This window comes from Streptomyces roseicoloratus (genome assembly GCF_004117935.1).
GTDB lineage: Bacteria > Actinomycetota > Actinomycetes > Streptomycetales > Streptomycetaceae > Streptomyces > Streptomyces roseicoloratus.
Genome location: NZ_SDOY01000172.1, coordinates 1 through 22,326, shown reverse-complemented (window position 1 = coordinate 22,326; position 22,326 = coordinate 1). Strand labels below are relative to the sequence as shown.

Here is a 22,326-nt window from a genome sequence, read left to right as displayed (position 1 = left end):
CGGGACGTAGGATGCGCCCGCACCCCGGGGCGGCCCGGCGCCGGTCACGTCATCGCGCGACCCGCCCAGCGGGCCCGCTGCTCCTTCCCCCGCCTGATGCCGTCCTTGTAGCCGAGGCGCTCCGCGTCCGCCAGTGCCGCCCCGGCGCAGACCGCGGCCGCGGCCCGGTCGCCGCGGACGTGCAGCGCCTCGCCCCGGGTCAGGCGGACCATGACGTGGCGCATCGCCGGGAGTCCCGGACGGCCGGCCAGGACCGTGAGCGCGTGCTCCGTGCACCGCAGCACGTCGTCCACGTCGCCGTTGGCGAGGTACAGGCGCGCCTCGAGTTCGAGTGCGAGGAGTTCGGTCAGCGGGTCGTCCGCCTTGCGTGTCAGCTCGACGGCGCGGGTGGCGTGGGCGAGGGCCGTCCCCACGTCGCCGTCGCGTTCCAGCGCGAGCGCCAGGTTGACGAGGGCCGTCGCCTCGCTGGACGCGTCCCCGGTCCGCGCCGCGAGCGCGGGAGCCGGCTCCAGTTGCCGGAGGGCCTCCGGCAGGCGTCCCTCCTCCAGGAGCACCCAGCCCAGGAGGGCCCGTACGCGGGTCTCGGCGTCCGGGTCGTCGAGCTGCACGGCCGCGTCCAGGGCCTGTTCGAGCAGGGGCACCCAGCCGTCGCGGACGTTCCAGGTGATGTACGGCCACTGCAGGACGACCAGGCGCCATGCCCGGTCGTCGTGACCGGCGGCGCGGGCCGCCGTGACGGCGGCGGCGAGGTTCTCCCGCTCCGCCACGTACCACCGCAGGGCGTCCTGGCGGTCGCCGAACTCGCGCCCGGGGGGTGGTGCGTAGGCGCCGTCGGGCAGCGTGCAGCACGGCTGGTCCTCCGGCGCCGAGGCGGCCGTGGCCCTGAGCGCCGTCGCGATGTGGTGGTCGAGCACCCGCACCAGGGCGTTCCGGTCGCCCGGCAGGCCGCGTGCGTAGAGGCGGACCAGCTCGTGCAACGCGTAGCGGCCGGGGACGTACTCGGTGACCAGGTGCGCACCGGCCAGCCGGTCGAGTGCCCGGCCCGCCGTCACCGGGTCGCCGTCGGACAGCGCGGCCGCCGTGTAGCGGTCCAGGTCGGTGCCGGGCAGGCTGCCGAGGAGGGCGAAGAGCCGTGCCGTCCCGGGCGGCAGGCCCTGCACGGTGAGTCCCAGTGCCGCCGCCACGCCCGCGTCGCCGCTGTCGTCGAGGGAGAGCAGGGACAGCCTCCGCTGCTCGTCGGCGAGTTCGGCCGCCAGGTCGGCGAGGCGCCAGTTCGGCTGGGTGACGAGCTGGGCGGCGGTGATGCGCAGCGCGAGCGGCAGTCCGTCGCAGAGCCTGACGAGCCTGGCGGCGGCGTCGGGCTCCGCCGCGACGCGTTCCGCGCCGACCGCCGAGGCCAGGAGTCCGACGGCGTCGTCCGGGCCGAGGAGGCCGAGCGGCACGGGCCGGGCGAGTCCTTCGACGATCAGCCCGCTGAGCCGCAGCCGCGAGGTCACCAGGACGGCCGACCGGGGCCCGGAGGGCAGCAGTCGCCGGACCTGATCGGCGTTGCGGACGTCGTCGAGGACGACCAGCAGCTCGCGGTCCGCCGTCAGTTCCCGGTACAGCGCGGCAGCACGGGCGGCGGACTCGGGCAGGGCGCGCGGCCTGACACCCAGGGCCATGAGGAACTCCCTTAGCACCTCGTCCGGTTGGACGGGGTCCTCGCCGAAGCCACGCAGGTCCGCGAAGAGCGTTCCGTCCGGGAAGCGGTGCTGGTGCCGGTGCGCCCAGTGCAGTGCAAGGGCGGACTTGCCGACGCCGGCGGCGCCGGTGACCAGCGCGACGGCTCCTTCGCCGGTGGCCGCGTCGATTCCGGCGAGTTCCCCGGCCCGTCCGTGGAAGCCGCGGGCGCCACGGGGCAGCAGGCGCGGGATGGGGTGGCCGTCGCGTTCGGCATCGGGTGCGGGGCGGGGCGGGGCGGACCGCCCGGCGGGCCCGCCCGTCGACGCCTCCTCCGGCCGCGCCGGCTCATCGTGCGCGTCCGCCCGCCGGGTCGGTTCCTCGTACGCCTCCACCAGGCGGGGTGACTCGTCGTGCGCGCTCGCCCGCCCGCTCGGTCCGTGGTGCGCCTCCGTCCGCCGGCCCGGTTCGTCGTGCGGCACCGGCCGCCGCGCCGGCTCGTCGTGCGGCATCGTCGGGCGGGTGCGACGGGAGGCGTCCGGGCGGACGGGGCCCGGCGACCGGACGGCCTCCGCCGTACGTGTCGCTCGTATGACCGGGGCCTCGGTTCCGGTACCGCCCGTGCTCCGGAGTCCGTGCCCGCTCGTCCGCACGTGGGTGGACCGGCCTCGGTGCGGCTCCTCCCGCGAGGACTCGACGACGAGGCCGCGGGGCATCGCGGCCGGCGGCCGGTCGCCGAGGAGATCGCCTCGGAGGATGCCCTCGTACGCCGCTCGCATGGCGGGACCGGGGCTGACGCCGAGTTCCTCGGCGAGCAGGCACCGGGTGCGGTCGTACCGTTCGAGGGCGTCCGACTGCCGGCCCGCCCGGTACAGCATGACCATCAGGGCCGTCGTCAGGGACTCGCGGAGCGGATACGCCGCCACCTCGGCCTTCAGCAGCGCGACGCCCTGCGAGAGGTCGCCGAGCAGGCCGTACGACTCGGCGAGCTGTTCCACGGTGGCCAGCCGGGTCTCCTCGAGGGCCTGTGCGGCGGCGGTCAGCGACGTGCTCGGCACGGTCCCCGTCAGGGCGGGCCCCCGCCACAGACCGAGGGCGTCGCGTAACCGGGCCGCCCGTTGCCCGGGCGTCTCCTCCTGCTGTCCGCGCCGGACCAGTTCCTCGAAGCGATGGGCGTCGAGGAGCCCGTTCGGCATCTCCATCACGTAGGCGGAGCCTCGCGTGGTCAGGCGTACGTCGTGCTCCTCCGCGCAGGCCTCGGCGAACAGCACGCGCAGCCGCGAGACGTGTCCCTGGACGACGGTGCGGGCGTGGGCCGGGGGCTCCTCCTCCCAGACCGCGTCGATCAGTTGCGCCATCGGCACGGCCGTGTTGGAGCGCAGCAGCAGTGTGGCCAGCACACTGCGCCTCTTGGCGGGTCCGAGTGCCAGCTCCCCCAAGCCGGTCGCCACTCCGACCCCACCGAGCAGCCGAAATTCCACGAGGCCTCCCCATCTCGCGTCAACGGTCCCCGTCGGGTTCCGCGGTCCGGCCCGGGCATGACGTGCGCTTCCCCCTCGCCTCGGGCCTTGCGTGCGGCTCGCCCCGGGGGCGACGGCCGGGCCGTCCGCCTCCGGGCCGGGCCCGCGACGTGAAGGATGCCGACATCGCGGATCCCGTTCCACTTGTGAGGGAGAAATGCGGATCCGTGAGGACCGACCGCGTGCACGGCCGCTCGGCGGAGATCGCCGCTCCGGGCCCGCTGCGCGACAGGGATCACCGCAGCGCTCCGGCGGGCGTCGCCGCGTTCCGGCCCTCCGCACGCTTCCGGCATCAAGAGCGCGTGAAGACTGCCGGGGTCCGGCAGTGAACGCACGTACGGTTCACTGCCACCATCGGCGGGCGACGGAGGAGGCTCTCGACGGCTGGTCGAGATCGCCGGCCGGGACATCACGGCGGACGGGCGGAGTGCGGCGGTGCGGAAGAGCTTCACGGTGCACGCGAGACTGCAACTGGCCCTCGCTGCGGCGGCTTTGTGCGCGTCCGCCTACACCGCCGTCCCGCTGCTTCCTCCCTTCGCTCACGAGGGGATCCTGCTCGGGATCGGGTTCGCGTCGCTCCTCCCGCTCCACGCCGCGACCATCTTCCGCGGCATCGCCCTGGAGTACCGGGTCAGGGGCCACGCGAGCGACCGGAAGAACCAGTGGCGTGCGCTGAAGGCCCTGCCGCACCGGGTGCGCGTCCTGCTCGTCGCGCTGGGCCTGGCCGGAGGCGTGCTGCTCTCCGGCGTGTTCTCGGAGGACTCGGGACTCCAGGCCACGGACGCCTACCGGGGACGGTACTACGCCGTCGACACCACCGATCCGCAGCGCCCGAACATCCAGGTCACGAGGACCGAGTACGAGGCGCTGAGCAAGCAGGGCCAGCGCACGATGTTCGCGATCTACGGCCTCATCGCGACCGCCGGCGGCGCCGTGACGCTCGTCTACGGGAAGCTGGACACCTGGGCTGTCCGGTCGTGAGCGACCGTCTCACGCCGCAGGCCCGGTCGGCAGGAGCTGGCTCGCCAGGGCGTGCTCGGCCCACGCCAGCCACTCCTCGTGGGGCCAGTGGCGTTCGGTCACCAGCAGCGTGTACGTCTCCGGTGACAGCGTCGCCAGGGCGAGGTCCGCGGCTGTGCTCGGGGTGAGTCCGCCCCTGAGGGCGGTCTTGCGGACCAGCGCCTCGGTGAAGGTGCGCTGAACCGTCAGCCGCTGCTCCAGGTTGGTGTGCCACAGCCGCTTCAGGTCGGGATCGGTGGGGGCGGCGCTGCGTACGACGTCCAGCAGGGGCGCCGCGCGGCCGAGGATGTCGCCGGCTCCCGCGGCCTGGAGGGCCAGTTGCCGGCGCGGGTCGGGCTCGTCGATCACCGCCTTCGCCCAGGAGCGCTCCAGGGTGGGAACGGGCTGGTCGTCGCCCGCGACGGCCTGATCGAGCGCGACGGCCAGAACGGCCTTCTTGGTCTTGAAGGCGTAGTAGACGGTCTGTTCGCCGACTCCGGCCGCGGCGGCGATCGCACCGATGCTGGTGGCCGTGTAGCCGTGGTCGGTGAACAGGCCGGTGGCGGCGGCCACGATGCGGGCCCGGGTTGCCCGCGACCGAGCGGCACGGCCGTCGGTCGCGCCCTCGTTGCCGACCGCGGGCTTCCTCTTCTGTGACTCAGCTCTCACGCCCTTGATTATAGCGGCACTACACATATCTTCTTGTAGCGTGACTACGAAAACTTCGGGATCGGGCAGCCTGCCCGTCCTGCTCCTGCTCACCTCCGTCGAACTGCTGGTGTTCCTGGAGGTGTCGATCGTCAATGTCGCCCTGCCCGCACTGGGCGCCGCGCTGACACTTGGCCCCGCCGGTCTGGCCTGGGTGGTCAACGCTTATCAACTCACCTTCGGCGGGTTTCAGTTGATCGCCGGCCGAGTCGTCGACGTACTGGGCCGCCGCCGGATGTTCCGGGCCGGGGTCGCCCTGTTCACCGGCGCCTCCCTGCTCGCCGGGCTGGCTCCGGACGCCGGGACGCTCCTGACCGCCCGCGCCCTCCAGGGGATCGCCGCGGCCGTCGTCGTGCCGGCCGAACTGGCCCTGTTGACCGCGCTGTTCACGGATCCTGCCGCCCACCGCCGGGCCTTCGCGGTATGGAGCTCGATGGCCGCCGCGGGCGCGGGCGCCGGAGTCGCACTGGGAGGGGTGCTCACCCAGGCGGTCGGCTGGCCGTGGATCTTCCTGATCAACGTGCCGATCGGTGTCGCCGCCCTGATCGCCGCGCCGCGGATCCTGCCCGCCGACCCGGCGGTCGACCGCGCGTCCGTGCTCCCTCGACTGAACGTCACCGGCGCCCTGACCGGTACCGGTTTCCTGCTGGCGTCGGTCCTGCTCGCCGCCGAACTGCCGGGCCGCGGGATGGACGCGATCACCGCGACCGCCGGCGTCGCGGCCGTGCTCCTGGGAGCCGCGTTCGCGGCCGATCAGCGCCGGCACCGTGCGCCGATCCTGCCGCCACAGCTGCTCGCCCTGCCCGGGATGCGCGCAGGAGCGGTGGCCAACGCCCTGGTCGGAGCGTCCCACGTGCCCGCGTTCGTGCTGGTGTCGATGCTGCTCCAGGAAGGCATGGGCTACTCGGCCATGGCCGCCGGATTCGCCGTCCTGCCGATCGCCGCGATCAACATGACCGTCGCGCGCACCGCACTGCCGCACGCGGTACGCCGGTTCGGGCACCGTGCGGTCCTCGCCGCCGGCATGGCGCTGGTGGCCGCGGGCACGGCGGGACTCGCCCTCGGACTCCACCCCGGTGCTTCCTACGCCTCCGCCGTCCTGCCCGCGAGCATCCTGTTCGCCGCCGGACTGCCCGCCGTCTTCGTCAGCGCGACCGCCCCCGCGCTCACGGCCGTGCCCGGTGAACACACCGGCTCCGCCTCCGGCGTCCTCAACACCGCCCAGCGCCTCGGTGCGGCCTTGGGGCTGACCGCCCTGACCCTCCTCGCGACCCACTGGACCGCACGGCACGGCGGACCCGCCGACCCGCGCGCACTCTCCGACGGCCTGCGCCTCGGACTCGCCGGAGCCGCGGCCTTGGCAGCGGTGGGCGTGATCGCCGCTTTGATCATGTTGCCGCGCGCGGGGGCCGGCGCGGCCGGCGCCGGCCCGGACCGGCGGACCACCGCACCGGCGACCGGACGGCAGCACACGAGCGCCGGCCCCGCCGCCGGCACCGAGACCACCGACGGAGAGACCCGATGACCACCGTCCTCGTCATCGGAGGCCACGGAGCCGTGGGCCGGCACACGGCCACGGCGCTCACCGGCCTCCTGCCCGACGCCACCGTCCTGACCGCCGGGCGCCACCCCGAACACGCAGCCCCCGTCACCGGCACCATCGCCCTGCGCCTGGACACGACCGACCCCTCCGCCATGGACGCCGTGCCTCCGGAGGTCGACACCGTCGTGATGTGCGCGGCCCGAGGCAACGTCCGGATCGCCCGGGCCTGCCTGGAGCGCGGCATCCACTACCTGGACGTCTCGGCCTCCCACCCCGTACTCGCCGCGATCGAACCGCTGGATCCGACCGCCCGCCGCACCGGCGCCACCGCCGTGCTCAGCGTCGGGCTCCTGCCCGGAGTCAGCAACCTGCTGGCCCGCCACCTCGCCGACCGGCGTCCCGGCGCCGGCCTGCGCATCAGCGCGCTCCTCGGATCCGGTGACCGGCACGGTCCGGCCGCACTGGAGTGGACCCTCGACGGCCTGGGAAGCCTGCACGGCTCCTGGACCGCCGGCTTCCCGGCCCCCTACGGCCCGCGGACGGTCCACCGCTTCCCCTTCTCCGACCAGTACACCCTGCCCGCCACGACCGGCGCCGCCTCCGCGTCCACCGGCCTCTGCCTGGACTCGCGCCTGGTCACCGGACTCCTCCGTGCCGCCGGACGACCCGCCGTGGCCCGGATCCTGCGCCGCCCCGGCGTCCGGCGCCTGCTGCTCGCGGCCCTCGACGCGACCCACGTCGGGGGAGACGGGTTCGCCGTCACCGTTCACACCGAGGACGCGGCCGTCGCCTTCAGCGGCCGCGACCAGAGCCGCGCCACCGGACTGGCCACCGCCCTGGCCGTCACGCGCCTCCCGAGCCTGCGCCCGGGCGTGTTCCACCTCGACCAGGCGGTGGAGCCCCTGGCCTTCCTCGGCGAACTGGCCGCGCACGGCTCGTTCACCCTCCACCCCCTCCACCCCCTCCGCCCGGTGCGTCCGTCCGCCAAGCAACCACCCATGTACTAAGCGTAAGCATTCAACCCGCGCTTGCAAACATCACGCGTCTGCAATTATTGTTTGAGCACGTAAGCAGCTCACTCAAGCAAGCTCGGAAGGAATCGGGTCATGCCGCTCGCACTCCTCGCTCTGGCAGTCGGGGCCTTCGGAATCGGGACGACCGAATTCGTGATCATGGGACTGCTGCCCGGGATCGCCGCCGACTACGGCGTCTCCATTCCCACCGCCGGTCTGCTGGTCACCGGCTACGCGCTCGGCGTCGTCGTGGGTGCGCCGCTGCTGACCGTCCTCGGCAACAAGGTCAGCCGCAAGCGGATGCTCATGGTCCTGATGGGCCTGTTCGTGGCCGGGAACCTGCTCTCCGCCCTCGCCCCGAGCTTCGGGATGATGCTGACCGGGCGGATCATCGCCTCGCTCGCCCACGGCTCGTTCTTCGGCATCGGGTCCGTCGTCGCCGCCGACCTGGTCGCGCCGGACAAGAAGGCCGGCGCCATCGCCACCATGTTCACCGGCCTGACCGTCGCCAACATCGTCGGCGTGCCGCTCGGCACCTTCATCGGGCAGGCCGTCGGCTGGCGCACCACCTTCGCGGTCGTCGCCGCGCTCGGCGTCGTCGGACTGCTCGGCATCGCCCGCCTCGTGCCCGCCATGCCCCGCCCCGAGGGCGCCCGCCTGGGCCGGGAACTGAAGGCCTTCCGCAACCCGCAGGTCCTGCTCGCGATGGCGATGACCGTGCTCGGCTTCGGCGGCGTCTTCGCCGCGATCACCTACATCGCCCCGATGATGACCGAGGTCGCCGGCTACTCCGAAGGCGCCGTCACCTGGCTCCTCGTCCTCTTCGGCATCGGCATGTTCCTCGGCAACCTCCTCGGCGGCCGGTTCGCCGACCGCGCGCTGATGCCCCTCCTGTACGTCACCCTCAGCGGGCTCGCGATCGTCCTCGCGCTGCTCACCGTGGCCGCGCACAGCAAGATCCTCGCCGCGGTCGCCATCCTCCTCGTCGGGGCGCTCGGCTTCGCCACCGTGCCCCCGCTGCAGAAGCGCGTCCTCGACCAGGCACACGGCGCGCCGACCCTGGCCTCCGCCGTCAACATCGGCGCCTTCAACCTCGGCAACGCGCTCGCCGCCTGGCTCGGCGGCGTCGTCATCGCCGCCGGCTTCGGCTACACCGCCCCGAACTGGGTCGGTGCCGTCCTCGCCGCCGCCGCGCTCGGCCTCGCCTTCTGGTCCGCCGCGCTGGAGCGCCGGGCCCCGGCACCCGCACCGGCCGAGGCAGCCGTCACGCCGGCCGCTGCCCCCGCCCGTACCCCCGTCCACCACTGACCGACCGCACCACGTCCCCACCCGTCAAGGAGAAGCGCCATGAGCACCACCCTCAGCACCACCGTCACCCCGCTGACCACCGCCGATGCCGAGATCCTCGTCGACACCGCCCGCCGCGCCGCCGAGGCCGCCGGAGTCACCGTCAGCGTCACCGTGCTCGACGCCGGCGGGCACCTGCTCGCCTTCCGCCGGGACGACCGGGCCGTACTGATCTCCGGCGAGACCAGCACCCGCAAGGCGTACACCGCACTCCAGCTCGACTCCGCCACGGCCGACCTGGTCGACCTCGTCAAGCCCGAGGGCCCGTTCCACTCGCTGCCCACCGCCCTCGACCGCCCGCTGCTCTTCATCGCCGGCGGCGTGCCGGTCCACCGCGACGGCCGTCTCATCGGTGCCGTCGGCGTGGGCGGAGGCGCCCCCGAGCAGGACCACGGCTTCGCCACCGCCGCGGTCGAGGCACTCTCCCGCTGACCCCGCGCCCCGATGCGGGGCGCGCCGAAGGGGCGGCACCGGAAGCCCAGAGGCTCCGGTGCCGCCCTTCGGCGCGTGCGGATCGGCGCTCCGCGTACGTCGGTTCACCGGCGCGGTGAGCAACGCCGGTGTCACCGGCGTCAGTTCACGAACACCACCGGGCTGCCGGCCTGGCTGGTGTCGAGGACCGGCCCGTACTTCGCGCTGAACCAGCCACTGGCCGGACAGGTGCCGGGACCGCTGTACTTGGTGAACCGCTGGTCGGTGAAGGTGAGCGAGTTGTCCGTGTTGGACGGGGTCGCCGTGAGGCTGCTCGCCCGGTAGACGCAGGTCGTGGTGCCGAGGATGGTGCTGATCTTCAGGGTCGTCTGGATCGGGCCCGCGGCGCCCGCGGTGACCGTGAGGGACCCGCCGGAGGTGACGGCCGCGGCGAACGGCAGGTTGTTGACGGTGATGCTCTGCACGCCGGTGGCGCCGAGGATGTTGGTGGTGCAGCTGCCGAGGGTGTGCGCCGTGACCGTCTCCGTCGCGGTGCCGGGGGCGGCCGGGTTGCCGTCCACGGTGGCGGTGAAGGCGGAGTTGCCGCAGGTGATGCCGGTGCTGCCGCCCTGGGTGGTGGCGATCCTCGCCTTCGTACCGGAGACGAGGGAGGCGGACAGGACGTCGCCGGCCGCGACGGCGGGGCCGCCGGAGCTGCCGGTGGTCAGCACCTCGCCGGCGGAGGCGGTCGCGGAGGCGGAGGCGGTCACCGCGAGCACCGCGGCGACGGCGGCGCCGAAGGCCGCGGAGAGAGCACGCTTGTCCATGGGGGTTCCTTTCGCACGAAGGCGGAGGGTGGAAGAACTCTGTGGTCGGCGTGGGTGGTTGCGCGGGAACTGCGCACGGGGGACGTGCGCACGGAGGAGGTGCGGAGGCGCGCACCGCGCGGGGATCACGTCTCGCACCCGCGGGCCCGGCACGCGTCCGGGCACGGCGTACGGGCACCGGGTGCGGCGTACGGAGTGCGGGGACACGGGTGCCTGGGCACGGTGAGGCGGTGCGTGGTGACGCGGCGGCGCCATGACGGCGACGGCCGCCACCGGAAGGTTCCGGCGCCACGGATCTCCGGCAGCGGTGTCGCGATACGGGGTGGAGCGTAATACTCGGTGTGCGGTGCGCGGCGGCGGCGCAACCCGTCCCACTGGGGTGCGGCCCGCCGGTGCTCGCCCGGAACACCGAGAGGAAAACCCACGAGGGTTGTAATCCTGTCGAGTATGTGACGTCAACAACCGCAGAAGGATGTGGCCGATGACGAGCGTTCGCGGCGCCGAGGAGGATCTGGTCCTGCCGGGGGCCCGCACGGGCCGCGAGCCCGAGCGCTCGCTGCGCCCCGGACCGCGCCGGCTGAGCCCCGAACAGGTGGCCTCGCGGCAGCGGGAGAGGCTGCTCGACGGGGTGGCCCGCACGGTCGCGGCGAACGGCTACACGGGAGCCCGGATCAGCGACATCTGCCGGGCCGCCGGAGTGACCCGCCCGGTCTTCTACGAGCTGTTCTCCGGTAAGGAGGACGCGGTGCTCGCGGCCTTCCGGGGCGGCACGGAGACGGTGGTACGGGCTATGCAGCGGGCCTACGAGCAGCGGGGCGGGGCCGTGGCCTGGCCGGCCGCGGTGAGGTCGGGCCTGGAGGCGCTGCTGACCCTGCTCGCACAGAATCCGGTCTTCGCCACCATGGTGGCGGAAATCGAGTCGGTGGGTCCCGCCGGGCGCCGCGCGCGCTCCGAACTTCTGGCCAGTTTTCGCCGGTTCTTCGCGGACGCGCCGCCCGGCCCGCCGGACGTGGCGCGGGCCGAGCTGGTGGACGCGGTGGTGGGCGCCGTCCACGCGGCGGTGCTCCGGGCGGTGGACGAGGGCCGGTTCACGGGGGCGGCGGGGGTGGCGGGGACGCCTGGTGCGGCAGGGACCGTGGAGGTCGCCGCGGCGGCCGAGGCGGGCGAGGAGGGCGAGGAGGGCGACTGGCTGCGTGGTCTCCTGGACGTGCTGGTGCACGTCGTGGTCTCGCCCTTCGGCTGTCCGGGCGAAGCCGCGAGGCCGGCGGGCTGACCGACCACGGAACCGGCGCGACGGGCCGGACGGGCCTGCGGGCCTGCGGGCCGGACGGGCCTGCGGGCCGCAGGGCCCCGAGGCCTGCGGCAGTGCCGTGCTCGACTCCTGACGGAGCCTCGATCGCCATTTGTTACTGACCGGTTGACGCGCTCTGTTACCGCGCGTACGGTCCGTTTTGGTTCCCTGCGGCACCGCTGCCTCCGCACGAGTCCGGGAAGACCCAGGTGGATGGGGAACCGTCCGCGCCAGGACGTCGTCGCCGCGCTCCGTTACCCCCGTCATGTCAGGAGCGACGCATGACCCTGCCCGAAGGCACCACGGAACCCGAGTCGACGCCCGGCCGGGCCGACTCCGCACGACGCGGCGGTGTCCGCTACCGCCGCGCCGCCCTGATGGGCGTCCCCGCACTCCTCGCCGCCTCGACCCTGGTGGTGCTCACCGCCCAGGGCGCCATCGCCGCCCAGTTCGCCATCTCCGGCATGCCGTTCACCGTGACCGCCGACTCCCTCGAGGGCAGCGGCTTCGGTCAGTTCGGCGCGCTGGACCAGATGGCCGAGGGCAGCCCGAACGAAGGCGACACCGGCGGCCAGGTGCTCGTCATCGTGACCGCGTTCCGCGAGGCGAAGCTGACCAACCTCTGCCAGAGCGTGGAGCTCGGCGGCACGCACCTGCTGATCACCGCCGGCAACAAGGGCACCCCGGTCAAGGCCGCCGGTCTGACCACCGACTCGACCGAAATGGCCGCGAAACTGGCCGAGTTCGACAACATCGAGATCGGCGGGGACGCCAGCACCTTCGACAAGCCTCCGGTCAAGGGCCCGCTGGGCTCGTTCGGCCAGCAGGCCGACACCGTCACCATCAAGAACGTGCGGCAGCACAACTACGCCACCACCGCGACCCGGTTCACCCTGCCCGATCTCCACATGGGCTTCAGCTCGAAGGGCTGCTGAGGATGACGTCGGGCACGGACGAGACCGCGCCGCCGGCCGGGCAGGACTCCCGGCCGGCGGCGGAGCCGGACGGCCGCCGCCACCCCTGGCGGGCGTTCCGGCGCTGGCGCCACCGGCGGCCCTTCGGCGCGGGCATCGCCCTCGCGCTCGGCGGCGCGGAGATCCTGCTGACCCAGCGGGCCAGCGTCTCCGTGATCCTCACGGCCGGCGCCGACAGCCTCGCGGGCTACGTGCTGCCGATCATCATGCTGGTCTGCGGGCTGCTCATCGTGTTCAACCCCCGCCAGCGGCTGTTCTATTCGGTGATCGGCGTGCTCGCCTCGCTCGCCAGCTGGGTCACGTCCAACCTCGGCGGCTTCTTCGTCGGCATGCTCCTGGGTCTCGCCGGCAGCTCCCTGGCCTTCGGCTGGATCCCGGACCGGCCCCGCCGGCGCCGTCGTTGGCGCCGGGGCCACCGTCCCGCGGAGAACGCCTAGGAGACGTGCGGCACTTCCGCGGTCCGCCGCCGGCACACCCACTTTTTTGTGGGTACTTGTCGCGCGGCGGGCCACGGGAGAGCCTTGTGGTGGCCGGGGGAACGGGACAGGACGGGACCGGAAGGAGGATGACGAGGCGTCAGTCGCCTCAGGAGGCGGCCTGCTCCGCGGCCAGCCGGTCGAGCCGGCGATGGCCCCACTCCGAGACCGCAGCCAGCGCCACGGAGAGCTCGCGGCCCTCGTCGGTCAGCGAGTAGACGGTCTTCGGCGGCACGACGTCGAACGCCTCGCGGTGCACCAGACCGTCCGACTCCATCTCCCGCAGGGCCTGGGTCAGCACCTTCTCGCTGATCGCCGGGACCTTCCGGCGCAGTTCGCCGGGTCGGTGCGGGCCGGACTCCAGCAGCCAGAGCAGCAGGGTCTTCCACTTGCCGTCGATCACCGCGACGGCCGCGGTGACCCCGCACACGTCCGTGTCCCTGGCTCGCACTCGCCCCATCGTCCTCGTCCTTTCCCTCCTCCGGCATGCCCGTCGTCCCGGCGTGCCGGTGTTCCCCGCGCCATCTCGATCACTTACGTACGTCATTACAAGGGAGTTCCCCCATGTCTTCTTCCCCGCAGTCCCCCGCCGCCGTCACCGTGATCGGTCTCGGTCCCATGGGACGGGCGCTGGCCGGGGCGTTCGTGGCCGCCGGGGTGCGCACCACCGTGTGGAACCGCACGCCCGGGCGGGACCGCGAGCTGGTGGAGCGCGGCGCGACCGGAGCCGCGAGCGCCGCGGAGGCGGTCGCCGCGAGTCCGCTGACCGTGGTCAGCCTGGTCAACTACGACGCCTCGGACGCCGTGTTGCGGCAGGACGCGGTCACGGCCGCGCTCAAGGGTCGCACACTGGTGAACCTGTCGGCCGACACCCCGGAGCGGTCCCGGGACACCGGGCGCTGGGCCGCCGAGCACGGCATCGCCTACCTGGACGGGGCGGTCATGACGCCGACGCCGACCATCGGCACGCCGCAGGCGGTGTTCCTCCACAGCGGCCCGGAGGAGCTGTACCGGGAGCACCGGCCGGTGCTCGACGCGCTCGGCGGCACGCACACCCACCTCGGCGAGGACGTCGGCCGGGCCGCCGCCTACGACATCGCGCTCCTCGACATCTTCTGGACGTCCATGACGGGGTACGTGCACGCGCTGGCCGTGGCGGGCGCGGAGGGCGTCTCGCCGCGTGAACTGGCGCCGTTCGCCCAGGGCATCGGTGCGATCCTGCCGCCGCTGTTCCAGGAGCTGGCCGAGGACGTGGAGGGCGGCGGGTTCTCGGGCGAGGGCAACCCGCTGACGTCCGCGGTGTCGTCGATGGCCCACATCGTGCACGCGTCCGAGGCCCACGGCATCGACGCGGGCGTGATGCGCGCCGCGGAGGGGCTGGCCCGCAGGACGGTGGGGCTGGGCCACGGAGCGGACGGCTTCTCGCGCATCGCCGAGGTCCTCGCCCGGCGCTGACCCCGCCCCGCTGCCGCGCCCGCTGCCGCCGCCCCGCCGGCCCCGACCCGCCTGCCCCGCCCGGCTCGTCCCGTCCGCCGTTCGCCGTTCGCGGCGCCGCGCTCAGAGTCGGCGCAGCGCGCCCTCCGCGCGCAGGTCGGCGAGGGTCGGGTAGCCGTCGACGGCCATGATCAGGTCGGCTTCGGCGAGCAGCGAGCGCAGCACGTGGACGATGCCGTCGGTGCCGTCGAGGGCCAGGCCGTAGGCGTAGGGCCGGCCGACGGCGACGGCGGTGGCGCCGAGCGCCAGCGCCTTGACGAGGTCGGCACCGCCGCGGACGCCCGAGTCGAAGAGCACGGGCAGTCCGTCGGCGGCGGCGACCACCTCCGGCAGTGCGTCGAGGGCGGGCAGGCCGCCGTTGGCCTGCCGGCCTCCGTGGTTGGAGCAGTAGATCGCGTCGACGCCGCCGTCCCTGGCCCGGCGGACGTCCTCAGGGTGGCAGATGCCCTTGAGGATCAGGGGCAGTTCGGTGAGCGAGCGCAGCCACGGCAGGTCGGCCCAGGTCAGCGGATTGCCGAAGATGCCGGTCCACTCCAGGACGGCGGCCTGGGGGTCCTCCTCGGGCGCCTTGGCGAGCCGGGCCCTGAAGACCGGATCGGAGGTGTAGTTGGCCAGGCAGTGACCGCGCAGCTGGGGGAAGTTGCCGGTGGCGAGGTCGCGGGGGCGCCAGCCGGTGACCCAGGTGTCGAGGGTGACGACGATGCCGCGGTAGCCGGCCGTCTCGGCGCGGCGCACCAGGCTCTCGGCGAGGGCGCGGTCGGTCGGCGTGTAGAGCTGGAAGAGTCCCGGGGTGTCGCCGAGCCCCGCGGCGACGTCCTCCAGCGGGTCGACGCTCAGGGTGGAGGCGATCATCGGGACGCCGGTGCGGGCGGCGGCGCGCGCGGTGGCGAGGTCGCCGTGCCCGTCCTGGCCGCACAGGCCGATGACGCCGATGGGCGCCATGAGCAGCGGGGTGGGCAGGTGGAGTCCGCACAGCTCGACGGAGAGGTCGCGCCGGTCGGCGCCGGCCATCATCCGGGGGATCAGGCCCCAGCGCCGGAAGGCCTCGACGTTGGCCCGCTGGGTGCTCTCGTCGCCCGCGCCGCCGGCGACGTACGACCATATGGAGGGCGGCAGAGCGGCCCCGGCGCGTCGTTCGAGCTCGGCGAAGTCCATCGGGAGCCGGGGCAGGGTGCCGAAGAGTCCGTTGAGGTAGATCTCGTTCTGGTAGTCGCCGAACCGCTGGTTCACCGTGCTCCCGCCTTCGCCCTCGCGCTCGCCCGTGCACTCGCCCGGCGCGCGCGTCGCGCGCCCTCGCCGGGCCCGGCGGGCCCGCGGCACGGACGCTACCTCCCGGTGGGGCTGTTGACCACGGCCCGGGACGGCGGGCCTGGCGGTCGCGGAAGGTCAGGCGGTGGCGAGGGCGAGGTCCTGGCGGACCACGATCGCGTTGAGCCGGATCGCGAACGGCACCGTGTCGGTCATCCCCAGCGTGCCGACGCGGGCCTTGTCGGCGTGGATGGTGACGTCGATGCAGAAGGCGACGGCGTAGAGGTACGCGCCCGTCTCCTCGTCCTGGAGCGCGAAGAACACGTCACGGTAGTAGCGCGTACGGTCGGGGCCGTCGTCGTAGTACGAGAGACCCGGCATGCCCTCCTGGTCGGCGAGGCCCGTGAACGCGCCGACGAGCTCACGCTCGATCGTCTCCCAGAACGCGGCCTCCGCCGCCTCGGGCGGCAGCGCCTGGCGCACGGCCTCCTTGAGGGAGAGGACCATCACCAGGACGGGGGCCTCGTCCTGGAGGCCCCAGCCGCGGACCATCCTGACGATGTCGCAGTCGGGGATCGCGGCGGCGGCGTCGCGGATGTGGTCGAAGTCGAAGTTGACGGTGGCGGGGGCGATCGCCTCCTGGAAGGCACGGGCCAGGGCCTCCGCCTGGCCGAGGTGGGCCGGACCCACCTCGACGACCGTCTTGAAACTGGCAGCCAAGACTCCTCCTTAAACATTTTGTTGATCGAGGGGGCGTCAGTATGCCGCAGCGCCGCCGGGCGGGTGCGGCCGGGTCGTACGAGGAACCGACGGACGGGTCAGCCGAACGGTCGATACGGGCGGGCGGAAACGGGCCGAGCATGGAAGACGGGAGGCGGAGCCCCGGCCCACCCCAGGCCGCCGGCACCCCGGCCCCACCACCGGCCGCCCGCGGTCCGCCGCCGGCCACCCACCCCCAGACGCCGGCCGCCGGCCACCCGCACCACCCGGCACCCGCCGCCCGCCGCCCGCCGCCCGCCGCCCGACCGCTCATGCCCCTGGGAGCCCGCCGATGAACCGATTCCGTGCCCTCGCCGTGCCGGCCGTCGCCGTCGCCCTGCTCGCGGGCTGCGCGCGGGGCGACGGCGGTACGGCCGGGCCCGCCGAACCCCGCCCGGCCACCGGCACGGCCAGGGCCTCGGTGACCGCCGTGCCCTCACCCGTCGGCCCGGAAGCCGGCGCCGTGACGACGAGCGGCAGCACTCCCCCGGGCACCCTCCTCGTCGCCGACTTCGGCTCCGACACCGTCACCTTCGTGGACCCGGCCCGCGGCGCGTTCGCGTCCGTCGAGGTGGGCACCGCCCCGTACGGACTCGTGGTCGGTGCCGACGGCCGCGCCTGGGTCGCCACCGCCGAGGGCGTCGCCGTCGTGGACACCAGGACCCGCACGCGCCTCGCCCTCGTGCCGTACCTGACCGCGACCGGTCCCGCGACGACGGGCGAGTACCGGGGCGGCGGCATGGGCATCGCGCTCTCCCCCGACGGACGACGGGTGTACGTCGGCGTCAACGTGCCGGGCGGGAACGGCACCCTGGAGGTGATCGACACCGCGGCCCTGAAGGTCACCGGCCGGGTCCCGGTCGGCCGGCGCCCCTTCGACGTGGACGTCTCACGCGACGGCTCCGAGGTGTACGCGACGAACCACGACTCCTTCGACGTCACCGTCGTACGGGCCGACAGCCTGCGCACCCGCCGGATCGAGGTGGCCCCGTACGACACCGAGGGCGGTCTCAGCTCCTGGCTGAAGCCGCACTACACGGCCGTACGCCCCGCCGACGGCCGACTGCTGCTGCCGTTCGAGGGCGAGCGGCTCGTGGTGGTCGACCCGGCCACCGGCCGCTCGGAAGTGCGGCGGATGACGGCGAACACCCACCAGCACGGCGCCGCGGTCACACCCGACGGCACCCTGCTCGTCGTCGGCACGGGCCCGATCGACCCGTCCTCCGACCGCGGCCCCTCGCTCACCGTCCGGGCGCCGGACGGGACCGAGCGGGTCTTCCCGCTGGACGGCCCGCACGAGGACGTCGCCGTCTCCGACGACGGCCGCACCGCCTACGTGACGGGCGGCTTCACCCGCGACGGGTACGCGGACGGCCTGACCGTCGTCGACCTGACCGACGGATCCGCGCGGCGCCTGCCGGCCGGAGTGCGCCCGCTGGGCATCGCGGTGCTGTAGTCCGTCCCTTCCGGATCTTTCCCCCGGGGACCGGTCGGGTCGTCGGTGCCATGGTGTTGGGCGGGAGGCGCACCGGCCCCGTACGAGGAGACACCATGACCGACCCCGCCCACCACTACGTCCGGCCGCCCGCCGATCAGGCCTCCCTGGGCGCGGGTGTCGTGGTGACGGACGCGGCCGGCCGCGTCCTGCTCGGGCTGCACCGCTCCGGAGTCTGGGAGCCTGCCTCGACGACTGCCGAACCACCGTGGGTTCCGAACTCCACGTTGGCCTCCGAGAACAGTCGTGGCGAGCCGCGCTCACACTGCCCGAGCCCCCCGGACCTCACGTGTGGCGCCACGGCGACCTCAAGCCGACCAACCTCTTGGCACGGGAAGGCAGACTCCACGCAGTCATCGACTCCGGAGGACTCTCCATCGGCTTCCCGACGCCGAGCACTCCACGATGGGGGACCTGCCGCCACAAGCCCGGCAAGGCTACTGGGACACCTTGACCCTCGACGATGCGACCTGAGCTCGCGCCCGCGCCTGGGCCATCGCGGTGGGCGTCAGCGGGATCTCCTCCTACGGGCACACCTTCCCCGCCTTCGTCGACGAGTGTCGGGCACGACTTCACGCGATCGTCATCGACGCCGCTGCGCGTCGAGTCGCCACCCCGGTCCTAGCTGTATTGCCCTGTGAGGTTGGGGACGCGGCTGGCGGGTGGTTTGCCCTTCAGCGCGGTGTGTCCGCGGTGGTGATTGTAGGTGTGCAGCCAGCCGGGGAACGTGTCGCGTCGTTCCTGCTCTGAGTGGTAGGGGCGGGCGTAGGCCCACTCGTCGAGCAGGGTGCGATTGAAGCGTTCGACCTTGCCGTTGGTCTGCGGCCGGTAGGGCCGGGTGCGTTTGTGGGTGATCCCGGCCGCGGTGAGCAGGTCGCGCCAGTCGCGGGAGCGGTAGCAGGAGCCGTTGTCGGTCAGGACGCGTTCGACCGTGATCCCGGCCTGGGCGAAGAACGCCTGGGCCCGGGTCCAGAAGGCGGTGGCGGTCTCCTTCTTCTCGTCGGTGTGGATCTCGCTGTAGGCGAGGCGGGAGTGGTCGTCGACGGCGGTGTGCAGGTAGCTGTAGCCGGCGCCTGCGCGGGTCTTGCGGCCGGCTTGGCGGCCCAGGGTCTTGTGTCCGCCGTCGTCGGGGATGTTGCCGAGTTTCTTGATGTCCACGTGGACCAGTTCGCCGGGGCGTTCACGTTCGTAGCGGCGGATGATGTGGCCGGTGGCCCGGTCCAGGTGGGCCAGGCGCGCCCAGGCCGAAGCGGGTCAGCACCCGGTGCACGGTCGAGGGCAGCAGGTGCAGCAGGTGCGCGATGCGGGCCGGTCCCCAGCGGCGCAGGGGACGGACCTTGATGATCCGGCGCTCGGTGCGGGTCGGGGTGCGCCGCGGGCTGGTGTGCGGGCGGGATGAGCGGTCGCGCATGCCGGCTTCGCCGAGCTGCCGGTAGCGGTCGGCCCATCGCCGGGCGGTGGTGGGCGAGACCTGGAAGCGTTCCGCGGCACGCCGAAGGGGCCAGTTGTCCTCGACCACGCAGCGGGCCAGGCGCAGCCGTCCGGTTTCGGTCAGGGGTGCATTACGGTGGGGCACGAGGGCCTTTCGGTCAGGTGTAGACGTCGCAATCCACACCGAGCCGGAAGGCCCTCACCCGTTCAAGATCCCTCAGCCGAGACCTGGCTCACCCGTCCACAACCTCCCGGGACAGAACACCTAGCGGACGGCCGTCGGGTGCCACTCGCGGCGGAGGAGGCCGAAGACCCAGGAGTCGGAGACGTCGCCGTTGACGACGCAGTCCTCGCGGAGGGTGCCTTCCCGGACGAAGCCGAGCTTCTCCAAGACCCGGGCGGACGCCACGTTGCGGGTGTCGGCCTCGGCCTGGACGCGGTTCAGGTCCAGGGTGTCGAACGCCCACCGCAGAACGGCGTGCGCGGTCTCCGTGGCGTAGCCCTGGCCCCATGCGGCGGCGTCGAAGACGTAGCCCAGCGACGCGCTGCGGAAGTCCGGGTTCCAGCTGGTCAGGCCGCACCAGCCGATGAACGCGCCGTCGGAGACGCGGTCGACGGCCACCCGCGCTCCCGTGCCTTCCTCCGCGATCGTCCGGCAGGTCGCGATGAAGCGCTGGGCGCGGGTTGGTTCCGTCCACGGCGGGGAGTCCCAGTAACGCAGCACGTCGGCGCTGCTGTGCAGCGCGTAGAGCGGCGCCGCGTCGGCGTCGGTGAACGGCCGCAGTCGCAGGCGGTCGGTGTGCAGCTCGGGGGTAGGCAAGATCATGCGGCGCATTCTGCCGCGTGACGCTCGCCCCCGACCATCCGTTTATCCGGACGGCCGGGGCGCTGGGCACCAGACCCCGACGGCGCCGACCATCGCACCCAGCAGCAGCCTCTCCGTGCCAGTGCTGCTGTCGAAACCCGGGTTCTGGCTCAGCTTCTGTGGTGCGGCCACGTTGAGTGAGCGGATCACCTCGCGGTTGGCGGATCCTGATGGCGAGAACGAGCCCCGGGTTAGGCCGTTTCCTTCGGATCATCTGATCGTTGGTTGATGTGTGTCGTTGACTGATGCCCAGGGGGCACGCATTGAGCCGTTGCTGCCGGATCGGACGCCGAAGCGGGGTGGGCGGTGGCGTGATCACCGGCAGGTGATCGACGCGATCGCGTTCAAGTACCGCACCGGGACCCCGTGGATGGACCTGCCCGAGCACTTCGGGTCGTGGAAGGGGGCCCACAACCGGCTGCGGAAGTGGGCGGCCGACGGGACCTGGGAGAAGGTCTTTACCGCTCTGCTCGCCCAGGCCGACGCCGAAGGCGACCTCGACTGGGTCGTTTCGGTCGACTCTACGATCGTCCGGGCTCATCAGCACGCCGCCGGGGCTCGTCAAAAGGGGCCCCGGCCGGCGAGCCGGACCATCATGCCCTCGGGCGGTCCCGCGGCGGACTGACCACCAAGATCCACCTCGCCGCCGACAGCCGCTGCCGCCCGCTCGCGTTCGTCCTCACGCCCGGCCAGGCCGGCGACGCACCGGCATTCCCCGAGGTCATGGCCCGCTTACGGGTGCCGCGGCCGATCGGCCGGCCCAGGACCAAACCGGAGGCGGTCCTGGCCGACAAGGCCTACTCGTCCCGCGCGATCCGGACCCATCTCCGACGGCGCGGAATCCGGGCGGTGATCCCGCAGCCCGCCGACCAGGCCACGAACCGCAAGCGACTTGGCAGGCTCGGTGGCCGTCCGCCGGCCTTCGACCGCGAGGCCTACAAGCAGCGCAACACGGTCGAGCGGTGCATCAACAAGCTCAAGCAGTGGCGCGGCCTGGCCACCCGATACGACAAGACCGCCACCGTCTACCTCGCCGGACTCCACGTCGCCTCCATCTTCATCTGGTCGGCGAGGTGATCCGTAAGAAGCGGCCCTACTGAGGTTGAACTCGTGGTGTCGTGCTGCTGATCAGGCGGGCCTGATGACCAGACCGGTCTCGGCGAGGCAGCCGTCTATGAGGTGGCTGCGGTACTGGATGTGCCGTAGGCCGCGTCGGATGCGTTGGACGAGGTGTTCGGGGGTACTGAAGGCGACGTTGGAGAGCCAGCCGCGCCGTAGCAGTGACCAGATCCCTTCGACGGGGTTGAGGTCGGGTGCGTAAGGCGGCAGGTAGTGGATGGTCAGCCAGTCCTGGGCTGCCGCCCATTCCCGCAGGTCGGCGGCTTTGTGGACGTTGAGGTTGTCCCAGACGAGCACGATCGGGCCGCCGAGCTGCTGGTGGGCGGCGATCAGCAGGTCTCGGTAGTCGCGCCAGGAGAAGCTCTTGCGTCCGTCGCGTCGGCCGTCGTCCCGGCGGGGCCGGTAGATCAGCCGGGACCGGTGCCCGGGTTTGTAGCAGGTCAGCGCGGCGATCGATACTCGTCTACGGGACCGGCCGCGGACCCGCACCACCGGGGTCCGGCCGCGCTGGGACCAGGTCTTCGCATGCGGCGGCGTCATGGAGAATCCGGCTTCGTCCTCGAAGACGAGCCAGGCTCCGCGCGCCGCCGCGAGTCTTCCGCGCAGGGCCACACCTCCTTGACCCATCCGGCCACCGCCGCGTCGTCCCGCTCCATCGCGCGTCGGGCCGGCACCTGACAGGACCAGCCGTTACGCACCAGCAGCTTGCGCACACCCTGAATCGTGTAGGTCAGGTGGAAACGCCTGCCGATCACCGTCTTGACCCGCGCCAGCGTCCACCGCTGGTCCTCCCAGCCATGCGAGGCTGGCCCCTTGGCAAGCTCCGCCTCCAGCTGAGCGAACTGCTTCTCGCTTAGCCTCGGCAGCGACGCCGGCCCCTGCGACCGCAGAGCCCGCGGACCGCCCTCATCCCACGTCCGCCGCCACCGCTGCACAGAGCGGACGCTGACCCGCAGGTCCTTGGCGATCACCGCACTCGCCTCGCCCTGGGCGAACCGCTCTGCGGCCTTGAGCCGTAACCCCTCGCGGAACTGCTGCCGTTCGGCGGTCAGCCCGCCCCCTTGTGGATACCGCATGCCTCCGGTGATACCGCAGCAGACGACCAGCCGTCAGCCCCTGCGACACCACGAGTTCAGCCTCAGTA

The 22,326-nt window shown here is 73.1% G+C and carries 19 protein-coding genes and 2 pseudogenes; 12 read left to right on the top strand and 9 right to left on the bottom strand.

Features of this window, described 5'->3' with window-relative positions; all coding sequences use genetic code 11:
* Positions 1-44: 44 nt before the first annotated feature.
* The gene (locus ESG85_RS31040) at positions 45-3,113 is read right to left on the bottom strand and encodes an AfsR/SARP family transcriptional regulator (RefSeq protein WP_281288100.1); all 3,069 of its coding nucleotides are present in this window, start codon (positions 3,111-3,113) and stop codon (positions 45-47) included.
* Positions 3,114-3,635: 522 nt separating this feature from the next.
* On the opposite strand from ESG85_RS31040, the gene ESG85_RS31035 reads away from it, so the two are divergent.
* Positions 3,636-4,163 (top strand): hypothetical protein, encoded by a 528-nt coding sequence (locus tag ESG85_RS31035; RefSeq protein WP_128984506.1) that lies wholly within the window; start codon positions 3,636-3,638, stop codon positions 4,161-4,163.
* Positions 4,164-4,172: 9 nt separating this feature from the next.
* Here the strand turns inward: ESG85_RS31035 and ESG85_RS31030 are convergent, their stop codons facing one another.
* Entirely contained in the window at positions 4,173-4,850 is a 678-nt protein-coding gene (locus ESG85_RS31030; RefSeq protein ID WP_181019168.1) for a TetR/AcrR family transcriptional regulator, read from the bottom strand.
* Between the two features lie 40 nt (positions 4,851-4,890).
* On the opposite strand from ESG85_RS31030, the gene ESG85_RS31025 reads away from it, so the two are divergent.
* From ESG85_RS31025 to ESG85_RS31010, 4 genes are all read left to right on the top strand, one after another.
* On the top strand, positions 4,891-6,414 hold the full coding sequence (locus ESG85_RS31025; protein ID WP_219825233.1) for an MFS transporter: 1,524 nt from the start codon (positions 4,891-4,893) through the stop codon (positions 6,412-6,414).
* The gene (locus ESG85_RS31020; RefSeq protein ID WP_128984503.1) at positions 6,411-7,439 is read left to right on the top strand and encodes a saccharopine dehydrogenase NADP-binding domain-containing protein; all 1,029 of its coding nucleotides are present in this window, start codon (positions 6,411-6,413) and stop codon (positions 7,437-7,439) included. The genes ESG85_RS31025 and ESG85_RS31020 overlap by 4 nt, the downstream gene beginning before the upstream one ends.
* Before the next feature lie 99 nt (positions 7,440-7,538).
* The gene (locus tag ESG85_RS31015; RefSeq protein WP_128984502.1) at positions 7,539-8,753 is read left to right on the top strand and encodes an MFS transporter; all 1,215 of its coding nucleotides are present in this window, start codon (positions 7,539-7,541) and stop codon (positions 8,751-8,753) included.
* A gap of 39 nt (positions 8,754-8,792) precedes the next feature.
* Positions 8,793-9,224 (top strand): GlcG/HbpS family heme-binding protein, encoded by a 432-nt coding sequence (locus tag ESG85_RS31010; protein ID WP_128984501.1) that lies wholly within the window; start codon positions 8,793-8,795, stop codon positions 9,222-9,224.
* 140 nt (positions 9,225-9,364) lie between these two features.
* Here ESG85_RS31010 and ESG85_RS31005 read toward each other — a convergent pair whose 3' ends face one another.
* Positions 9,365-10,030 carry a Tat pathway signal sequence domain protein gene (locus tag ESG85_RS31005; RefSeq protein WP_128984500.1) on the bottom strand — a complete coding sequence of 222 codons (666 nt, stop codon included), beginning with the start codon at positions 10,028-10,030 and terminating at the stop codon, positions 9,365-9,367.
* Between the two features lie 481 nt (positions 10,031-10,511).
* Here ESG85_RS31005 and ESG85_RS31000 point away from each other — a divergent pair, with 481 nt between their 5' ends.
* From ESG85_RS31000 to ESG85_RS30990, 3 genes are all read left to right on the top strand, one after another.
* Positions 10,512-11,303 carry a TetR/AcrR family transcriptional regulator gene (locus ESG85_RS31000; RefSeq protein WP_128984499.1) on the top strand — a complete coding sequence of 264 codons (792 nt, stop codon included), beginning with the start codon at positions 10,512-10,514 and terminating at the stop codon, positions 11,301-11,303.
* Between the two features lie 299 nt (positions 11,304-11,602).
* A complete protein-coding gene (locus ESG85_RS30995) occupies positions 11,603-12,256 on the top strand; it encodes a DUF6230 family protein (RefSeq protein ID WP_128984498.1) in 654 nt (217 codons plus the stop codon).
* Between the two features lie 2 nt (positions 12,257-12,258).
* Positions 12,259-12,732 (top strand): DUF6114 domain-containing protein, encoded by a 474-nt coding sequence (locus ESG85_RS30990; RefSeq protein WP_219825232.1) that lies wholly within the window; start codon positions 12,259-12,261, stop codon positions 12,730-12,732.
* Between the two features lie 148 nt (positions 12,733-12,880).
* Here the strand turns inward: ESG85_RS30990 and ESG85_RS30985 are convergent, their stop codons facing one another.
* Positions 12,881-13,231, bottom strand: coding sequence for a winged helix-turn-helix transcriptional regulator (locus ESG85_RS30985; protein WP_128984497.1), 351 nt, complete (start codon positions 13,229-13,231; stop codon positions 12,881-12,883).
* Positions 13,232-13,335: 104 nt separating this feature from the next.
* Between ESG85_RS30985 and ESG85_RS30980 the strand changes: the two genes are divergently transcribed.
* Entirely contained in the window at positions 13,336-14,226 is an 891-nt protein-coding gene (locus ESG85_RS30980; RefSeq protein ID WP_128984496.1) for an NAD(P)-dependent oxidoreductase, read from the top strand.
* A gap of 102 nt (positions 14,227-14,328) precedes the next feature.
* Here the strand turns inward: ESG85_RS30980 and ESG85_RS30975 are convergent, their stop codons facing one another.
* Positions 14,329-15,495 (bottom strand): alpha-hydroxy-acid oxidizing protein, encoded by a 1,167-nt coding sequence (locus ESG85_RS30975; RefSeq protein ID WP_128984495.1) that lies wholly within the window; start codon positions 15,493-15,495, stop codon positions 14,329-14,331.
* A gap of 156 nt (positions 15,496-15,651) precedes the next feature.
* Entirely contained in the window at positions 15,652-16,233 is a 582-nt protein-coding gene (locus tag ESG85_RS30970) for a Type-2Aa cytolytic delta-endotoxin (protein ID WP_128984494.1), read from the bottom strand.
* 331 nt (positions 16,234-16,564) lie between these two features.
* On the opposite strand from ESG85_RS30970, the gene ESG85_RS30965 reads away from it, so the two are divergent.
* Together ESG85_RS30965 and ESG85_RS36385 are read left to right on the top strand one after the other, a co-directional pair.
* Entirely contained in the window at positions 16,565-17,728 is a 1,164-nt protein-coding gene (locus ESG85_RS30965; RefSeq protein WP_128984493.1) for a YncE family protein, read from the top strand.
* Between the two features lie 202 nt (positions 17,729-17,930).
* Positions 17,931-18,221, top strand: a pseudogene (locus tag ESG85_RS36385) (phosphotransferase); the annotation flags it as partial.
* Positions 18,222-18,388: 167 nt separating this feature from the next.
* Here the strand turns inward: ESG85_RS36385 and ESG85_RS30955 are convergent.
* Both ESG85_RS30955 and ESG85_RS30950 read right to left on the bottom strand, forming a co-directional pair.
* Positions 18,389-19,343 (bottom strand): annotated as a pseudogene (locus ESG85_RS30955) (IS481 family transposase).
* A gap of 120 nt (positions 19,344-19,463) precedes the next feature.
* The gene (locus tag ESG85_RS30950) at positions 19,464-20,024 is read right to left on the bottom strand and encodes a GNAT family N-acetyltransferase (RefSeq protein WP_128984492.1); all 561 of its coding nucleotides are present in this window, start codon (positions 20,022-20,024) and stop codon (positions 19,464-19,466) included.
* Between the two features lie 271 nt (positions 20,025-20,295).
* Here ESG85_RS30950 and ESG85_RS30945 point away from each other — a divergent pair.
* A protein-coding gene (locus tag ESG85_RS30945) for an IS5 family transposase (protein WP_425471304.1) occupies positions 20,296-21,140 on the top strand; the annotation gives its coding sequence in 2 pieces (ribosomal slippage) (positions 20,296-20,626 and positions 20,626-21,140; 846 coding nt in all).
* A gap of 51 nt (positions 21,141-21,191) precedes the next feature.
* Here ESG85_RS30945 and ESG85_RS37080 read toward each other — a convergent pair.
* A protein-coding gene (locus ESG85_RS37080; RefSeq protein WP_425471196.1) for an IS630 family transposase occupies positions 21,192-22,258 on the bottom strand; the annotation gives its coding sequence in 2 pieces (ribosomal slippage) (positions 21,192-21,812 and positions 21,815-22,258; 1,065 coding nt in all).
* Positions 22,259-22,326 lie beyond the last annotated feature (68 nt).

Excerpts from the sequence above, each read along its gene's own strand:
- ESG85_RS31020 (WP_128984503.1), top strand. The coding sequence starts at position 6,411 with ATGACCACCGTCCTCGTCATCGGAGGCCACGGAGCCGTGGGCCGGCAC.
- ESG85_RS31000 (WP_128984499.1), top strand. The coding sequence starts at position 10,512 with ATGACGAGCGTTCGCGGCGCCGAGGAGGATCTGGTCCTGCCGGGGGCC.
- ESG85_RS31005 (WP_128984500.1), bottom strand. The coding sequence starts at position 10,030 with ATGGACAAGCGTGCTCTCTCCGCGGCCTTCGGCGCCGCCGTCGCCGCG.
- ESG85_RS30995 (WP_128984498.1), top strand. The coding sequence starts at position 11,603 with ATGACCCTGCCCGAAGGCACCACGGAACCCGAGTCGACGCCCGGCCGG.
- ESG85_RS30965 (WP_128984493.1), top strand. The coding sequence starts at position 16,565 with ATGAACCGATTCCGTGCCCTCGCCGTGCCGGCCGTCGCCGTCGCCCTG.
- ESG85_RS31015 (WP_128984502.1), top strand. The coding sequence starts at position 7,539 with ATGCCGCTCGCACTCCTCGCTCTGGCAGTCGGGGCCTTCGGAATCGGG.
- ESG85_RS30980 (WP_128984496.1), top strand. The coding sequence starts at position 13,336 with ATGTCTTCTTCCCCGCAGTCCCCCGCCGCCGTCACCGTGATCGGTCTC.
- ESG85_RS30990 (WP_219825232.1), top strand. The coding sequence starts at position 12,259 with ATGACGTCGGGCACGGACGAGACCGCGCCGCCGGCCGGGCAGGACTCC.
- ESG85_RS31010 (WP_128984501.1), top strand. The coding sequence starts at position 8,793 with ATGAGCACCACCCTCAGCACCACCGTCACCCCGCTGACCACCGCCGAT.
- ESG85_RS30950 (WP_128984492.1), bottom strand. The coding sequence starts at position 20,024 with ATGATCTTGCCTACCCCCGAGCTGCACACCGACCGCCTGCGACTGCGG.
- ESG85_RS30985 (WP_128984497.1), bottom strand. The coding sequence starts at position 13,231 with ATGGGGCGAGTGCGAGCCAGGGACACGGACGTGTGCGGGGTCACCGCG.